General features: G+C 68.6%; 17 protein-coding genes. 9 read left to right on the forward strand and 8 right to left on the reverse strand.

Annotated features, from left to right (window positions below):
* Positions 1–70: 70 nt before the first annotated feature.
* Positions 71–838, reverse strand: a complete 768-nt coding sequence (locus tag LO762_RS09265) for a helix-turn-helix domain-containing protein (protein WP_230614046.1) — start codon at positions 836–838, stop codon at positions 71–73.
* 89 nt (positions 839–927) lie between these two features.
* Between LO762_RS09265 and LO762_RS09270 the strand changes: the two genes are divergently transcribed.
* Positions 928–1,299: a nuclear transport factor 2 family protein gene (locus LO762_RS09270; protein ID WP_230614048.1), complete on the forward strand. Its 372-nt coding sequence runs from the start codon at positions 928–930 to the stop codon at positions 1,297–1,299.
* Positions 1,300–1,400: 101 nt separating this feature from the next.
* Here the strand turns inward: LO762_RS09270 and LO762_RS09275 are convergent, their stop codons facing one another.
* The 6 genes from LO762_RS09275 to LO762_RS09300 form a co-directional block, all read right to left on the reverse strand.
* Positions 1,401–1,748: a metalloregulator ArsR/SmtB family transcription factor gene (locus LO762_RS09275; protein ID WP_230614050.1), complete on the reverse strand. Its 348-nt coding sequence runs from the start codon at positions 1,746–1,748 to the stop codon at positions 1,401–1,403.
* Between the two features lie 95 nt (positions 1,749–1,843).
* On the reverse strand, positions 1,844–2,533 hold the full coding sequence (locus LO762_RS09280) for a response regulator transcription factor (RefSeq protein WP_230614052.1): 690 nt from the start codon (positions 2,531–2,533) through the stop codon (positions 1,844–1,846).
* 12 nt (positions 2,534–2,545) lie between these two features.
* Positions 2,546–3,355 carry a phosphate ABC transporter ATP-binding protein PstB gene (gene pstB, locus LO762_RS09285; protein WP_230614472.1) on the reverse strand — a complete coding sequence of 270 codons (810 nt, stop codon included), beginning with the start codon at positions 3,353–3,355 and terminating at the stop codon, positions 2,546–2,548.
* Positions 3,356–3,448: 93 nt separating this feature from the next.
* Positions 3,449–4,342 carry a phosphate ABC transporter permease PstA gene (pstA, locus tag LO762_RS09290; RefSeq protein WP_230614054.1) on the reverse strand — a complete coding sequence of 298 codons (894 nt, stop codon included), beginning with the start codon at positions 4,340–4,342 and terminating at the stop codon, positions 3,449–3,451.
* Positions 4,339–5,280 carry a phosphate ABC transporter permease subunit PstC gene (pstC, locus tag LO762_RS09295; RefSeq protein WP_230614057.1) on the reverse strand — a complete coding sequence of 314 codons (942 nt, stop codon included), beginning with the start codon at positions 5,278–5,280 and terminating at the stop codon, positions 4,339–4,341. Before pstC ends, pstA begins: the two co-directional genes overlap by 4 nt.
* Positions 5,280–6,242, reverse strand: a complete 963-nt coding sequence (locus LO762_RS09300) for a PstS family phosphate ABC transporter substrate-binding protein (RefSeq protein ID WP_230614059.1) — start codon at positions 6,240–6,242, stop codon at positions 5,280–5,282. The genes pstC and LO762_RS09300 overlap by 1 nt, the downstream gene beginning before the upstream one ends.
* Before the next feature lie 198 nt (positions 6,243–6,440).
* Between LO762_RS09300 and LO762_RS09305 the strand changes: the two genes are divergently transcribed.
* The 4 genes from LO762_RS09305 to LO762_RS09320 are packed head-to-tail and all read left to right on the forward strand — an operon-like array spanning position 6,441 to position 8,884.
* On the forward strand, positions 6,441–6,752 hold the full coding sequence (locus LO762_RS09305; protein ID WP_230614061.1) for a helix-turn-helix transcriptional regulator: 312 nt from the start codon (positions 6,441–6,443) through the stop codon (positions 6,750–6,752).
* Positions 6,752–7,840 carry an ACR3 family arsenite efflux transporter gene (arsB, locus tag LO762_RS09310; protein ID WP_230614063.1) on the forward strand — a complete coding sequence of 363 codons (1,089 nt, stop codon included), beginning with the start codon at positions 6,752–6,754 and terminating at the stop codon, positions 7,838–7,840. The genes LO762_RS09305 and arsB overlap by 1 nt, the downstream gene beginning before the upstream one ends.
* Positions 7,837–8,469 (forward strand): three-helix bundle dimerization domain-containing protein, encoded by a 633-nt coding sequence (locus LO762_RS32420; RefSeq protein WP_255685296.1) that lies wholly within the window; start codon positions 7,837–7,839, stop codon positions 8,467–8,469. The genes arsB and LO762_RS32420 overlap by 4 nt, the downstream gene beginning before the upstream one ends.
* A gap of 13 nt (positions 8,470–8,482) precedes the next feature.
* The gene (locus LO762_RS09320) at positions 8,483–8,884 is read left to right on the forward strand and encodes an arsenate reductase ArsC (protein WP_230614065.1); all 402 of its coding nucleotides are present in this window, start codon (positions 8,483–8,485) and stop codon (positions 8,882–8,884) included.
* A 710-nt stretch (positions 8,885–9,594) separates the two neighbouring features.
* Here LO762_RS09320 and LO762_RS09325 read toward each other — a convergent pair.
* Entirely contained in the window at positions 9,595–9,957 is a 363-nt protein-coding gene (locus tag LO762_RS09325) for a helix-turn-helix transcriptional regulator (protein ID WP_230614067.1), read from the reverse strand.
* Between the two features lie 77 nt (positions 9,958–10,034).
* On the opposite strand from LO762_RS09325, the gene LO762_RS09330 reads away from it, so the two are divergent.
* The 4 genes from LO762_RS09330 (at position 10,035) to cas6 (ending at position 14,497) form a co-directional block, all read left to right on the forward strand.
* Entirely contained in the window at positions 10,035–11,675 is a 1,641-nt protein-coding gene (locus tag LO762_RS09330; RefSeq protein WP_230614069.1) for an FAD-dependent oxidoreductase, read from the forward strand.
* Between the two features lie 198 nt (positions 11,676–11,873).
* Positions 11,874–12,368, forward strand: coding sequence for a GNAT family N-acetyltransferase (locus LO762_RS09335; RefSeq protein WP_230614071.1), 495 nt, complete (start codon positions 11,874–11,876; stop codon positions 12,366–12,368).
* A gap of 80 nt (positions 12,369–12,448) precedes the next feature.
* Complete coding sequence (locus LO762_RS09340; protein ID WP_230614072.1) at positions 12,449–12,994, forward strand: dihydrofolate reductase family protein; 546 nt, start codon at positions 12,449–12,451, stop codon at positions 12,992–12,994.
* A 711-nt stretch (positions 12,995–13,705) separates the two neighbouring features.
* The gene (gene cas6, locus LO762_RS09345) at positions 13,706–14,497 is read left to right on the forward strand and encodes a CRISPR-associated endoribonuclease Cas6 (RefSeq protein WP_230614074.1); all 792 of its coding nucleotides are present in this window, start codon (positions 13,706–13,708) and stop codon (positions 14,495–14,497) included.
* Positions 14,498–14,654: the final 157 nt, after the last annotated feature.

Here is a 14,654-nt window from a genome sequence, read left to right on the forward strand (position 1 = left end):
CCTACCGCATCGGTCGATCATATGTTCGATCGCCGTCGCCCTGGCGTGTCGGGTGAGGGCGCCGTGGGGGTCAGCGGAAGAAGCGGGCCGTCTGGGGGTCGGCGGGGAAATAGGCTTCGACGGCGATCTCTTCGAGGGTGACGTCGAAGGGGGTGCCGAAGGTGGTGATCGTGTTGATCAGGGACAGTTCGGCGCCGCGCCAGGTGAGGTGCAGGGGGAGGGCGATGTCGGCGGGGTCGGGCGGCGGGGCCTCGTGCGGCGGCGCGTAGGACCGCAGCTCCTCGTGGAGGGCGTGCAGTTCGGGGTCGCCGGTCTGGGCGGCCTGCCGGGCGAGGCGCGGTAGCAGGTGGGCCCGCACCTGGTCGAGGTTCCGTAGCCGGGGCGCCAGGCCGTCCGGGTGCAGCCCGAGCCGCATCATGTTGACCGGCGGCCGCAGCAGCGCCGGGTCCGCCCCGTCCAGGAACACCTCGGCCGCGTCGTTGGCGAGCAGGAGGTTCCAGCGGCGGTCCACCGCGAGCGCCGGGTACGGCTCGTGCCCCCGCAACACCTGCTGGACCGCCTCGCGCGCGCGGGCCATGTCAGGGTCGTCCAGGGGCCGCTCGCGGAAGACAGGCGCGTGTCCGGCCGCGACGAGGAGCCGGTTCCGTTCGCGCAGCGGAACACCCAGATGCTCAGCCAGATGCAGGACCATCGAACTGCTCGGAATCGTCCGCCCGGTCTCGACAAAACTGACGTGCCGCGCGGACACCCCGGCCTGGATCGCGAAGTCGAGCTGGCTCAACTTGCGGCGCAGCCGCCATTCCCGCAGCAGTCGCCCGACGGGCCGTTCCTCGATCACAAACCCTGAGTCTGCCCCGACGCCACCCACCACCGCCATGACCAGCCTGGTAATCGACGCCACAGGCCGACCCCTGCGACCGTCAACCCATGAACCTCGCAGAACACAACAAGAACCTGGTCCTGAACGGCTTCACCAGGTTCGCGGCAGGCGACACGGAGGTCCTCCGCACCCTCCTCCACAAGGACTTCATCGAACACAGCCCCGGCAACCCCAGCGGACGAGACGCCTTCATCGAGTTCATCACCTCCTCCCCCGTCGCCAACGCCCACCTCGACCTCAAACGAGTCATCGCCGACAACGACCACGTCGTCCTCCACTACCTGATGACCCCACCCGGCAACGACCAAGGCATCGCCGTCATCGACATCTGGAAACTCGTCAACGGCCAGATCACCGAACACTGGGACGTCGTCCAACCCGTCCCCGACCTCGCCGAGACCCCCAACGGCATGCTGTAAACCCCACAAGACCCCCGGAGAGCCTGCTCCCGCAGGCCGTCAACCACCCGCCGCGGCCCGCCACCGGGACTCCCATGCTCGGGTGGCGGCGGGGGTTCGGCTCAGGGGGTGGGTTGGGGGATGGGGAGGAGGGGGGTGTGGTCGGGGTTGAGGGAGTACCAGGACCAGGTGCCTCGTTTGGTGCGGGTGAGGAGACCCGCGTCCACGAGGATCTTGAGGTGGTGGCTGATGGTCGGCTGGGTGAGGCCGAGGGGGGTGGTGAGGTCGCAGACGCAGGCTTCGCCGTCGGGGCTGGTCTGGATCATGGTGAGGAGTTGGACGCGGGTGGGGTCGGCGACGGCCTTGTAGACACGGGCGACGCGCTCGGCCTCCTCGCGCGGCATGGCCGTGAGCGCGGGTGCGGGCGGGCAGGCGTCCGGGGAGGTGGTCGTCACTCGGCCATCGTTCACGACATGAGTGTACGAGTGGTGAACGAAGGTGAAGGACTGGTGAACGGGATCCGGGTGCGGTCGGCCGCGCGGCGGTCGGAGCTCGGTGAAGGACGTCAGGGGCAGGCCAGGCGGTAGCCGATGCCGCGGACGGTGACGATGAGGGCGGGGTTCTCGGGGTCGTCGCCGAGCCGTTCGCGGAGGCGGCGGATGTGGACGGCGATGGTGTTGGTGAGGATCCTGTCGGTGCGCCAGACGTCGGTTTGGATGGCCGTCCGGGTGATGACCTTGCCGCAGCCGCGCATGAGGTAGTGCAGCAGCTCGTATTCGCGTTGGGGCAGGTGGACGGGCCGGGCGTCGACGCGGACGAGGTGCCTGCCATGGTCGAGTTCGACGGGGCCGCAGGTGAGGACGGGTTCGGCGGCCGGCTCCGTGACGCGTCCGGTGATGAGGGGCAGCAGTTCGGCCGGGCGGTAGGGGCGCGGGACGCAGAAGTTGGCGCCCGCGGCGAGGGCACGGACCGTCGCGTCGGCGTCGGCGGGGCCCACTCCGACGATCAGGGTGATCGGGAGTTTCGCCTTGACGGCCCTGATGAACGCGGTGGCCTCGACGGTGGGCAGGCCGGCGCCGACGAGGATGACGTCGGGCCGGTCGAGGCCGACGCGCAGGAGGGCGTCGGCTCCGTCGGTGCAGACGATCACCGAGACGCCGTGTTGGGAGAGGGCGAGGAGGAGTTCGCTGCCGGTGTCCTGGTCGGGGTCGGCGACCAGGAGCACCGGGGTGGCGGCGGGCTGGGGGGTGGCCATCCGGGTCGCGTCTCAGCCGAACCGGCCGGTGATGTAGGCCTCGGTGCGCTCGTCGGACGGTGTGGTGAACAGCTTGGACGTCTCGTCGTACTCGACGAGCCGCCCGTGCCGGACGCCTTCGCGGTCGACGTCGGCGGTGAAGAACGCGGTGCGGTGGGAGACGCGCGCCGCCTGCTGCATGTTGTGGGTGACGATGACGATCGTGTAGTCGCGCGTCAGGTTCTGCATGAGGTCCTCGATCTTCGCGGTGGCGATGGGGTCGAGGGCCGAGCAGGGTTCGTCCATGAGGATGACCTCGGGTTTGACCGCGATGGTGCGGGCTATGCACAGCCGCTGCTGCTGGCCGCCGGACAGGGCGAGGGCGTTCTGCTTGAGCTTGTCCTTGACCTCGTCCCACAGGGCCGCGCCGACGAGCGCTTCCTCGACGAGGTCGTCGAGGCCGCGTTTGACGCCGTTGACGCGCGGTCCGTAGGCGATGTTGTCGTAGATGGACTTGGGGAAGGGGTTGGGCTTCTGGAAGACCATGCCGATGCGGCGGCGGACCTCGATGGGGTCGACGTGGTCGCCGTAGAGGTCCTCACCGTGGAAGGTGATCTTCCCGCCGAGGCGGGTGCCGGGGATGAGGTCGTTCATCCGGTTGAAGCAGCGCAGCAGGGTGCTCTTGCCGCAGCCGGAAGGGCCGATCATCGCGGTGATCCGCCGCTTGCCGATCTTCATGTCGACGTTCCGGACCGCTTCGTAGTCGCCGTAGAAGACGGACACGTCGGCCACCTCGAAGACGGTGTCGACAAGGTCGAAGGGCCCTTCGACGGCGTCGTTCACGACGGTCGGCTGTACGGGTCCGGCGCCGCCGGGCCGGCCGGTCACGGGGACGCCTTGGCTGGTCGAGAGGCGGGATGAGGTCGTCGTCATGTGTCACCAGCGCTTCTGGTAGCGGTTGCGGACCCAGATCGCCACGGAGTTCATGGCGAGCAGGATGAACAGCAGGATCACGATCGCCGCGGAGGCGAGCGTGTGGAACTCGGCTTCCGGCTGCTTGGTCCAGTTGAAGATCTGGATAGGCAGGACCGTGTAGGAGTCGGTGATGCCCGACGGGTTGAACGTGATGTGGGTGACCGCACCGAGCAACAGGAGCGGGGCGGCCTCGCCGATCGCGCGGGACAGGGCGAGGATGACGCCGGTCGCGATCCCGGGGACGGCGGCGGGGAGCACCTGGCGGGCGATGGTCTGCCACGGGGTCGCGCCGAGCGCGAGCGATGCCTGGCGGATGGACCCGGGCACGGCCCGGATGGCCTCGCGGGCCGCGATGATGACGACCGGCAGGACGAGCAGCGACAGGGTGAGCGACGCCGTCAGCAGGGTCCGGCCGAGGTCGAGGCCGCGGGCGATGACGCCGAGGCCGAGGATGCCGTAGACGATCGACGGGACGCCCGCGAGGTTCTGGATGTTCAGCTCGATCATCCGGTTCCACCAGCGCGAACCGTCGGCGTACTCCTCCAGGTAGATCGCGGTCATCACGCCGATCGGGACGCAGAAGGCGCCGGTGAGGGCGATGACGTAGATCGTCCCGACGATCGCCGACTGGGCCCCGGCCCGCTCGGGGTAGAGCTTGGAGGGGAAGTTCTCCCACAGCCTCGGGTCCAGCCGATCCCAGCCCTCGGTGACGACGTAGCTGAGCAGGACGACGAGGAACAGCACGGCCAGCGCGAGACTCGCGAGCAGCATGCCCTTGAACAGCGGCTCCAACGGACGGAACCGGCCGGCCAGGCTCGGGTTCTCGGTGCGGTGGCGCGCGGGGGCGGTGGTCATTCGTAGACCTCCCGGTACTTGCGGACCAGCCGGATGCTGAGGAAGTTCATCGCGAACGTCAGCACGAACAGCAGCAGCCCGACCGCGAAGATCGTCGTGTAGTCGAAGGACGCGACGGGCAGGTCGCCTTCCCCGGCCGCGGCGATGTATCCGGTCATCGTCTGCATCGCCTGCAACGGGTTGAGAGTGAACTCCGGCTTGAGTCCCGCCGCGATCGCCACGATCATCGTCTCCCCGACGGCCCGGGAGATGGCCAGGACGATGGCCGCGACGATCCCGGACAGCGCGGCGGGCAGCACGACCCGGATCGACACGAGCCGCCGGGTGGAGCCGAGCGCGTAGGCGCCTTGGCGCAGCGACTGCGGGACCGCCGACATGGCGTCCTCCGAGAGCGACGCGACGGTCGGGACGATCATCACGCCCATGATCAGGCCCGCCGACAGCCCGTTGAAGATCTCCGGTCCCTCACCGGAGCCGGGCCAGAGGTCGCGCAGCAGCGGGGTGAAGAAGGTGAGGGCGAAGAAGCCGTAGACGACGGTCGGGATGCCCGCCAGAACCTCAAGGACCGGCTTCAGCACCTTGCGCGTGCGCGGTGTGGCGTACTCGCTCAGATAGGTCGCGGCGGCGAGCCCGATCGGCACCGCCACCGAGATCGCCAGCGCGGTGGTGGTGAGGGTCGCGGTGATGAGCGGCAGTACCCCGTAGGACGGCGGCTTGAACAGCGGCGTCCACTCGGTGCCGCCGAAGAACTCCCCGAAACCGACCTCCCCGAAGAACCGCAGCGCCGGCGGCAACAGGGAGGCGACGATGCCGACCGTGGTGGCCACCGACACCAGGGCGGCGGCCAGCAGGAGGCCCTTGATGACGGCCTCGCCATAACGTGGGCGGCTCCGCCGCAGGGATGACCCCGCGGCGGAGCCTGCGGAAGCGGAGGCCACTAGCCCGCCTGCGTCTTCAGGGCGTCGAGTGCCTGCTTGAGCGCGGTCTCCTGGGTGGCGTTCAACGGCACGAACTTGGCGGCCTCGGCGATCTTGGCGTGGTTCCCCACGTAGTACTCCACAAAGGCGAGCGCCTCGGGCCGCTTGAGCGCCTCGGCGCTCGGGTAGATGAACAGGGGCCTGGCCAGCGGCTTGTAGGTGCCGTCCTGCGCGGCCGCCACGCTCGGCGCGACGCACCCGGCGCCGCCGTCGATCTGGAGGACCTTCAGCTTGTCGGCGTTCTCCTCGTAGTAGGAGAAACCGAAGTACCCGAGGCCGCCCTTGGAGCCCGAGACGCCCTGCACGATGACGTTGTCGTCCTCGCTCGGCTGGAAGTCGCTGCGGCTCGCGCCCTCCTCGCCGTTGATCTCAGCGGTGAAGTAGTCGAAGGTGCCCGAGTCGGTGCCGGGGCCGAACAGCTTGAGCGGCTCGTCCGGGAACGACGCGTCGATCTGCTTCCAGTTGTTGACCTTGGAGCCGGGCTCCCAGATCTTCTTGAGCTGCTCGACGGTCAGGCAGGTCGCCCAGGTGTTCTCCTTGCTCACCACGACGCTCAGGGCGTCGTTGGCGACGGTGAACTCCGAGTACTTGACGCCCTTGGCCGCACAGGCGGCCTTCTCCTCGTCCTTGATCGGACGGGACGCGTTGGAGATGTCGGTCTCCCCCGCGCAGAACTTCTCGAACCCGCCGCCGGTGCCGGAGGTGCCGACCGGGATCTGGACCCGGCCGTTCTCCTCGGTGAACAGTTCGGAGGCGACGGTGGTCAGCGGCGCGACGGTGCTGGAACCGTCGATCTTGACGGAGCCGGACAGCTCGCTGCCCGAGGCGTCGTCGGTTCCCCCGCCCCCGCAGGCCGACAGCGCCAGGGCCAGGCCGGACAGGACCGCGGCGGTCCGCACGGTAGCCCGCATCGAGATGGTCACGTCTTCAGTCCTCTGTTCTTCAGCCCGCTGCGATGCGGGCGGTCTTCACCGGCACCGGGGACGGCGCCAGCGGGTTAGATAGAAGACCGTCTATATGAACGCCAGGCGAACGAGGTGTGGCGGGCGGTATAACATCGACATCCATCTATTAACGGACGTCCAGACGTTGCCATCAGCGCGGGCTGATAACATCACCTCATGCTGACATCAGTCCAGACTGGCTTGTTGAGGGTTCTGGCCGACCCCCTGCGGATGCAGATCATCACCCTGCTCGCCCGCGAAACACTGTGCACGACACACCTGGTCGCCGAAACCGGCGCGCGGCAGACGAACCTGTCGAACCACATGAAGGTGCTGCGCGAGGCCGGAGTCGTCGACACCGAGCCGTGCGGCCGGTTCACCTATTACCGGCTGCGGCCCGAGGTCATCGAGGAGCTGTCCGACGTACTGGGGGACTTGGCCGCGACCGCACGACAGACCGCCGAGACCGGCCGACGGAGGTCCTGCTGATGTCCGTCACACAGAAGTCCACGGCACCGGCGGCTGAGGCCTCGGTCGTCGGGAAGCTGTCCACGCTCGACCGCTTCCTCGCGGTGTGGATCCTGCTGGCGATGGCCGCCGGGCTCGGCTTCGGACGGCTCGTTCCCGGGCTGGGCGACGTGCTCGCACGGGTGGAGGTCGGCGGGATCTCGTTGCCGATCGCGCTCGGGCTGCTGGTCATGATGTACCCGGTGCTGGCGAAAGTCCGGTATGACCGGCTTGATGCCGTCACCGGGGACCGGCGGCTGATGGCGGCGTCGCTGGTCGTGAACTGGGTCGTCGGACCGGCCGTGATGTTCGCGCTGGCCTGGCTGTTCCTGCCCGACCACGCCGAGTACCGGACGGGGCTCATCATCGTCGGGCTCGCCCGGTGCATCGCCATGGTCATCATCTGGAACGACCTCGCGGGCGGTGACCGGGAGGCAGCGGCCGTCCTCGTCGCGTTGAACTCGGTGTTCCAGGTGTTCGCGTTCGGGCTGCTCGGCTGGTTCTACCTCGACCTGCTGCCCGGCTGGCTCGGCCTCGGCGACGGCGCGTCCCTCGACGTCTCGCCGTGGCAGATCGCCGCGAACGTCCTGGTCTTCCTGGGAATCCCGCTCGTCGCCGGGTTCCTCACCCGGCGTCTCGGCGAGAGGAGGCTCGGCCGCGAACGCTACGAGACGGCCTTCCTACCGAAGATCGGCCCATGGGCGCTGTACGGGCTGCTCTTCACGATCGTCGTCCTCTTCGCCCTCCAAGGCAGGACGATCACCTCCCAGCCGTGGGACGTCGCCCGCATCGCGCTGCCCCTGCTCGCCTACTTCGCGATCCTGTGGTTCGGCACGTTCCTGCTCGGCCGCGCCCTCGGCCTGCCCTACGACCGGACGGCGACCCTCGCCTTCACCGCGGCGGGCAACAACTTCGAACTCGCCATCGCCGTCGCCATCGCCACGTTCGGCGTCACCTCCGGGCAGGCACTCGCCGGGGTCGTCGGACCGCTCATCGAGGTGCCCGTGCTCGTCGCGCTCGTCTACGTCTCGCTCGCGCTGCGGCGCCGCTTCGCCGAGAGCAGCGCATGAGACAGCCGGAGGCCCTGCTTACGCGCATCGCGCTGACGATCGCGCGGCGCTTCGACGGTGTTTTCGCGGCCGAGACCGTCGCGGAGTACGTCCGCGACGCCTACCGGCTGCTGGCGGCCGACGCCGTCTCGACCACGCACCTGCCCGTGCTGGCCGAACGGTTCGCCGGGCAGCGCCTGACCGCGCTCGCCCAGGCCCAGGGGCTCGCCGCCAAGGCCGTGCCCGAGGTGCTGTTCGTGTGCACCCGCAACGTCGGCCGCTCCCAGATGGCGGCCGCGCTGCTCGCCCACCACGCCGCCGGACGCGTCCACGTCCGCACCGCCGGGACGGCTCCGGCCGCGCACCTGGACACCGTCGTCGTCCGGGCCCTGGCCGAGATCGGGCTCGACCCGGCCGAGGAGTTCCCGAAGCCGCTGACCGACGAGGTGATCCGCGCCGCCGACATCGTCATCACCATGGGCTGCGGCGACGCCTGCCCCGTCCATCCCGGCAAGCGCTACCAGGACTGGCTCCTCACCGCCCCCGAAGGCCAGCCCATCGAACGCGTCCGCCGCATCCGCGACCACATCGACGAACGCGTCCGCGAACTCCTCGCCGAACTCGACATCACCGCCACACCCCTCACCTGAAAGGCCGCCCGACATGTCCGACAAGCCCAGTGTCCTGTTCGTCTGCGTCCACAACGCCGGCCGCTCCCAGATGGCCGCCGCCTTCCTCACCCACCTCGCCGGCGACGCCGTCGAAGTCCGCTCCGCCGGCTCCGCCCCCGCCGACACCGTCAACCCCGCCGTCGTCGCCGCCATGGCCGAACTCGGCATCGACATCTCCCACGAAACCCCCAAAATCCTCACCGTAGACGCCGTCCAGTCCTCCGACATCTGCATCACCATGGGCTGCGGCGACACCTGCCCCGTCTTCCCCGGAAAGCGCTACCTCGACTGGACCTTGGCCGACCCCGCCGGCCAGGGCATCAACGCCATCCGCCCCATCCGCGACCAAATCAAAACCCGAATCGAAAACCTCATCAAAGAACTGGGCATCTAGCACCAGCACTCCTGGAGCACCCACGCCAAGCCCTAAGCCCAACCCTCAAGCACACCGTCACCATTCACACCTTCACCGGGCACGGCTCCGCCTCCAAAAGCACCCACCGCCACTCCGGCAACGCCAAATCCCAAGCCCACCCGGCAGATAAGTTCACCCCTTGCCCGAGTCGCCCCCCGCAATTCCCTTTTACCCAGAACCAACCAAAAAATAAATCAAATCCGATGCGGTTTTGTCGGTGGGTGTGACCACCTCGTCCTGTGCACGGACAACGAGCAGCCGGTTGTCGTTTCAATCCGATGCGGTTTTGTCGGTGGGTGTGACAGTGCTTCTGATTATGGGGTGTTGAGCTGGGCTTTACAAGATCATGCGCCAACCGTTGTTGGTGGGGCGCGGCGGGGAAGGTTATTGATCTTGGGGTTCGGGGATTCGCGCAGGTCAGCGGTGTGGTTTGGGGGTGCGCCAACCTCTGGGTGGCCCCTCTGACGCTGAACTCCTTCCGCGTGTTCTCAGAGGGCCGGGCAGCACGGCGTCTCGCGGGGGCTTCCCGGGAACCGTCCACCGCTCATGCCCGTCTGGGCTCGTCGGCCTGGAGTGGTGTCGGCCGCGCTCGCCTCAGGGTCGGCGACGCCCAACTCGCGCGGGCCGCTGTCCACGGTGACGTAGGAGGCGGGGCGCGGCGTTCGGGTGGACCGCTGGGGGGGAGGGGGTCAGGGGGTGGGCGGGAGGGTGAAGAGGGTGGAGAGGCGGGTGATGGCGGTGGGGACGGGGCGGTAGTAGACCCAGGTTCCGCGGCGTTCGCCGGTGATGAGTCCGGCCTGGCGGAGGACCTTGAGGTGGTGGGAGATCGTCGGGCCGGACAGGTCGAACGGGGTGGTGAGGTCGCAGACGCACGCCTCGCCGCCCGCGCTTGAGGCGATCAGGTTCAGCAGGCGCAGGCGCACCGGGTCGGACAGCGCCTTGAACACGCGCGCCAGCTCGACGGCCTCGTCCTCGGCCAGGGGCGGGCCGCCCAACGGCGCGCAGCACGGCGCCGTCGCCGTGACGTCTTCCAGCTCCAGGGACTTCGACATGCATCTAATTTGACATCTATCTATCCAGAAAGGCAAACTCGGCCCTACTTAGATGAACTTCGAATCAGGAGGCGATCATGACCGACCTCGCCGGACCGGGTGAGCAGGGCGGCTGCTGCGGCGTCAGCGCGTGCTGCACCGACGCCGAGCAGGCTCTCGACCCCACCGTCACCGTCACCCAGGCCAAGACCGACGCCGGGTGCGGATGCGTCGAGGACGCCGCGCCGGGCGACGACCCGCCGGTCGTCGTCATCGGGGCCGGGCCCGTCGGGCTCGCCGCCGCCGCGCACCTGGCCGAGCGCGGGCTGGACTTCCTCGTCCTGGAGGCCGGGGAGACGGTCGGCGCGGCCGTCGCCGACTGGGGGCACGTGCGGCTGTTCTCACCGTGGCGCTATGACGTCGACGCCGCGGCCCGTCGCCTCCTGGAGGCCGAAGGCTGGGACGCGCCCTCACCCGAGCTGCTACCGACCGGCGCCGACCTCGTCCGGGAGTACCTCGCGCCGCTCGCCGCCGTCCCCGCGCTGTCCGGACGCGTCCGCACGGGGGCGCGGGTGCTGGCCGTGACGCGTCAGGGCGTCGACGTCACCCGCACGATCGGCCGCGACGAACGCCCGCTGCTGGTGCGCGTCCGCCACGCCGACGGCACCGTCCAGGACGTGGCGGCCCGCGCCGTCATCGACGCCTCCGGCACCTGGGGGCGGCGCAACCCCCTCGGCCACTCCGGCCTCCCCGCCCCCGGCGAGCACGAGGCCGCACCACGGATCACCGGCCCGCTGCCCGACGTCCTCGGCCGCGACCGCGACCGGTTCGCCGGAAAACACACCCTCGTCGTCGGCATGGGCCACTCGGCCGCCAACACCCTGCTCGCCCTCGCCGAACTCGCCGTCCAGGAGCCCCGCACCCGGATCACCTGGGCCGTGCGCGGCACGTCGGTCGCCCGGCTGTACGGCGGCGGCGAGGCCGACGGCCTACCCGCGCGCGGCGCCCTGGGCACCCGTCTCAAGGCGGCCGTCGACAGCGGCGAGATCAACCTCGTCCGTTCCTTCACCATCACCGGCTTCACCAACGCCGCCGACAGCGTGCACGTCACCGGCTCGACGCCGGACGGCGTCCGGACGCTGGCGGCTGACCTGGTCGTCGCCGCCACCGGATTCCGGCCCGACCTGGCCATGCTCCGCGAGGTCCGCGTCTCCCTGGACCCGGCCACCGAGGCCCCGACCGGCATCGCCAAGATGATCGACCCGAACCTCCACTCCTGCGGCACCGTCCCTCCGCACGGCGAACGCGACCTCATCCAGCCGGAGAAGAGTTTCTACATCGTCGGCATGAAGAGCTACGGCCGCGCCCCGACCTTCCTCCTCGCCACCGGCTACGAGCAGGTCCGCTCCATCGCCGCCGCCCTCGCCAACGACCGCGAAGCCGCCGACACCATCCACCTCAACCTCCCCAAAACCGGCATCTGCTCCACCACCCCCGCCCCCGAAACCCCCCTACCGGACACCAAGCCCGACTCCGAGCCTTCCCGCGCACTTGAGCCCGGCCATAAAACGTCCGGCACGCCCGAACCCGACCACGACACGCCCCACGCACCCGAGCCCTCCGCCGAGGCGGCCCGATGCTGCGGAAGCACCCCACAGCCCGTCACCATCGGCGCTTCCACCGGACGCGGTTTCGCCACCGGACGCGCCCACGGCTACTCCGGCGACGCCGAATCCTGAGCCCACCCGGCGGAGGCCATCCCGGTCTCCGCCGCGAGCCTGCTCTCACCCCTCTCCCCCGGTCGGCCCGGTGCCGGTGCCGACCAGCCCAACACTCTGCCCCGAACCGCCTCAGTGAACCGCCCACCAGAAGGCTCTTCCAACCCGTCCGACACCCGACGCCTCCTGCCGCACGCCAGCCACGTCCCGGAGCCACCGATGACCCACCACCTGCGCCTCATGCGCCCCGGCGACGCCGCCCAGGTTCTCGCCATCTACCAGGCCGGACTCGACACCGGCGACGCCAGCTTCGAGACCCAAGCCCCCACCTGGGAGACCTTCGACAGCAGCAAACTCCCCGACCACCGCCACGTCGCCACCACCGACGACGGCACCCTCCTGGGCTGGATCGCCGTCAGTCCCGTCTCCTCCCGCCCCGTCTACGCCGGAGTCGTCGAGCACTCCGTCTACATCCACCCCGCGTCCCAAGGCCAGGGCATCGGCTCCGCCCTCCTCAAAGCCCTCATCACCTCCACCGAAGCCGCCGGAATCTGGACCATCCAATCCAGCATCTTCCCCACAAACACCGCAAGCCTCGCCCTCCACCACCGCCACAACTTCCGCACCATCGGCACCCGCCACCGCCTTGCCCAACACCACGGCACCTGGCGCGACGTCACCCTCCTAGAACGCCGTACCCCAACCATCACCTAACCAACCGCCCCGAACCACTTCCCCCCAGCCCCCCACGTCCACCCGAACACTACCGAGCCCATTGTGGATACCCTTCCTCAATGCGACCGCTTCGGTACTCCATCAACCTCACCCTGGACGGGTGCTGCGATCATCTCGCGATCGTCCCGGACGAGGAGTTGCACCGTCACCACGCGACGAACCTCGACCGGGCCGACGCACTTCTCTTCGGCCGCGTAACTTACCAAATGATGGAGGAAGCATGGCGGCCCCCAACGCCGCCGGGCGCCCGACCTGAGTGGATGGAACCCTTCGCCCGAACGATCAGCGCGGCCCAAAAGTACGTCGTGTCAAGCACCCTGAACCACGTCGACTGGAACGCCGAACTCCTACACGGCGACCTGGCCGAAACCGTCCAGCAACTCAAACAGCAGCCCGGCAACGGCCTCCTCGTAGGCGGAGTAAAACTCGCCCTCGCCCTGACGGAACTGAGATTGATCGACGAGTACGAGTTCGTGGTGCAACCCAGAATCACCGGCCACGGCCCAACACTCTTCACCGGCCTCTCAAAACACGTCGACCTGAAACCCATAAGCCGCGTCGAGTTCAACTCCGGAACCGTCGCAACCCGATACAAGCCCACCTGACCCCCAAAGATCCCACACGACACCCCCACCAGACCAAAAGCGCCCGACAGCAACCACACGCCGAAACGATTCGGCGAAACCACCCGCCGACGCCACCCGCGCCAACCCGTCGAACACACACCGACTCGGGCGATCCGGCAACCCACAACACCCCCAGCCCCCTGACAACAACCAAGACAAAGTCGCGCGGACCACAGCCCGCGCGACTTTCCCTTACCCATAAGACCAACAACATCAAATCCGATGCGGTTTTGTTGGTGGGTGTGACCTGAGCAAGTACGGAATCGGCGGCGTGCTGGCGCTGTTTCAATCCGATGCGGTTTGTCGGCGGGTGCGACGCCTATGCAGGTTGAAGTGTCATGAACGGAGAAGGTTTCAATCCGGTGCGGTTTTGTGGGTGGGGGTGACGGGGCTCTGATTATGGGGTGTTGGGCTGGGGCTTTGCAAGATCGTGGGTCGACCTGTCCAGGTGGTGCGTTGCGGAGAGCGTCGTTGATCTTCGCGTTCGGGTGTTCACGCGAGTGAGTTGTGTGGTTCTGGGGTGCTCCGAACCTCTGGGTGATGGGTTGTCCATCGGTAGGGGCATGAGGAGTTCTGGGTGTGGAACCGTGCCTGGCGGGGCTGTGGGGTGGGTTTGTGGAATCGGTGTGGGTTTGGGGGGCGGGTTCATTAGGGTGCGGGGAGGGTTGTGGGGTGGAAGAGGGGTGGGGGATGCCGGCTCGGATCGGGGTGCTGTTGGAGGCTGGGAGGGGGGCTGCTGGGCGGCCGGCTGTGCATACTGGGCCGGCGGTCAATGCGGCGTTTCTTGCGGCGGTTCGGGATGGGGGTGAGGCGGAGCTTGCGACTTTGTTTCATGAGGCGAGGCCGCCCAAGCCGTATACGTTGACGCCGTTGCTTGATGAGCGGGACCGGCCTGCGCGGGGGGTTGGGGAGCGGGTGCGGTTCGAGGTCGGGGTGCTCAGTGACACGCTTACCGCGCCGGTGCTTCTGGCGCTCTCTCGGCTGTCGCGTACTCGGGTCGCGAACTGCCATTACTCCGTCGCGGGGATCGAGGTTCTGCGGGCTGAGCCGTACGCTGAGTTGCTTGACGCCGCGCGGTCGGTTCGGCGGTGGACGTTCGACATTCGGACGCCTGCCGCGTTCTTCACGGCTCGGGAGGAGGGTGTGCGCCGGGTCCGGCCGTTCCCCACTCCCGAATGGGTGTTCTCGGATCTGTATCGGCGGTGGAACGCTTTCGGGCCTCCGATGGATGATGAGACGGCGGATGCGATCACCGGGAATCTCGAAGCCGTCGAGCATCGCTTGGTGACGTCGGAACACCTGCTCAAAGCGGGTGCGCCGACGGTTCGGGGCTGTGTCGGGACGATCTCGTACAGGGTTGTCGGCCAGCCTGGAGCGGACGCCGTCCTCGCGTTGGACGCGCTTGTCCGGTTCAGTGCCTATGCCGGTATCGGTGACCGCACCAACATCGGCATGGGACACGTCCACCCCACATCACCGTGACGAGCCCGGCGGACTACACCCGACGCGTCCGGTAGCGGTTCTACGGAGCCTGCTCCCGGTGGAGCGACCGTCACTGTCGAGGCCGTCGCCCGTCAGCCGGAGTTCGCACGCGAGGAAGCGGTTCTGCTTCTACGGCGCGTCCGCCGGTGACTCGAAC

This window comes from Actinocorallia sp. API 0066 (assembly GCF_020991275.1).
Taxonomy (GTDB): Bacteria; Actinomycetota; Actinomycetes; order Streptosporangiales; family Streptosporangiaceae; genus Actinocorallia.

What these genes read in the sequence shown, in the direction of transcription:
- LO762_RS32420 (WP_255685296.1), top strand. Translation starts at nt 7,837, where the DNA reads ATGAGACAGCCGGAGGCCCTGCTTACGCGCATCGCGCTGACGATCGCG.
- LO762_RS09320 (WP_230614065.1), top strand. Translation starts at nt 8,483, where the DNA reads ATGTCCGACAAGCCCAGTGTCCTGTTCGTCTGCGTCCACAACGCCGGC.
- LO762_RS09280 (WP_230614052.1), bottom strand. Translation starts at nt 2,533, where the DNA reads ATGGCCACCCCCCAGCCCGCCGCCACCCCGGTGCTCCTGGTCGCCGAC.
- LO762_RS09270 (WP_230614048.1), top strand. Translation starts at nt 928, where the DNA reads ATGAACCTCGCAGAACACAACAAGAACCTGGTCCTGAACGGCTTCACC.
- arsB (WP_230614063.1), top strand. Translation starts at nt 6,752, where the DNA reads ATGTCCGTCACACAGAAGTCCACGGCACCGGCGGCTGAGGCCTCGGTC.
- LO762_RS09335 (WP_230614071.1), top strand. Translation starts at nt 11,874, where the DNA reads ATGACCCACCACCTGCGCCTCATGCGCCCCGGCGACGCCGCCCAGGTT.
- LO762_RS09330 (WP_230614069.1), top strand. Translation starts at nt 10,035, where the DNA reads ATGACCGACCTCGCCGGACCGGGTGAGCAGGGCGGCTGCTGCGGCGTC.
- LO762_RS09340 (WP_230614072.1), top strand. Translation starts at nt 12,449, where the DNA reads ATGCGACCGCTTCGGTACTCCATCAACCTCACCCTGGACGGGTGCTGC.
- LO762_RS09305 (WP_230614061.1), top strand. Translation starts at nt 6,441, where the DNA reads ATGCTGACATCAGTCCAGACTGGCTTGTTGAGGGTTCTGGCCGACCCC.
- pstA (WP_230614054.1), bottom strand. Translation starts at nt 4,342, where the DNA reads ATGACCACCGCCCCCGCGCGCCACCGCACCGAGAACCCGAGCCTGGCC.
- LO762_RS09325 (WP_230614067.1), bottom strand. Translation starts at nt 9,957, where the DNA reads ATGTCGAAGTCCCTGGAGCTGGAAGACGTCACGGCGACGGCGCCGTGC.
- cas6 (WP_230614074.1), top strand. Translation starts at nt 13,706, where the DNA reads ATGCCGGCTCGGATCGGGGTGCTGTTGGAGGCTGGGAGGGGGGCTGCT.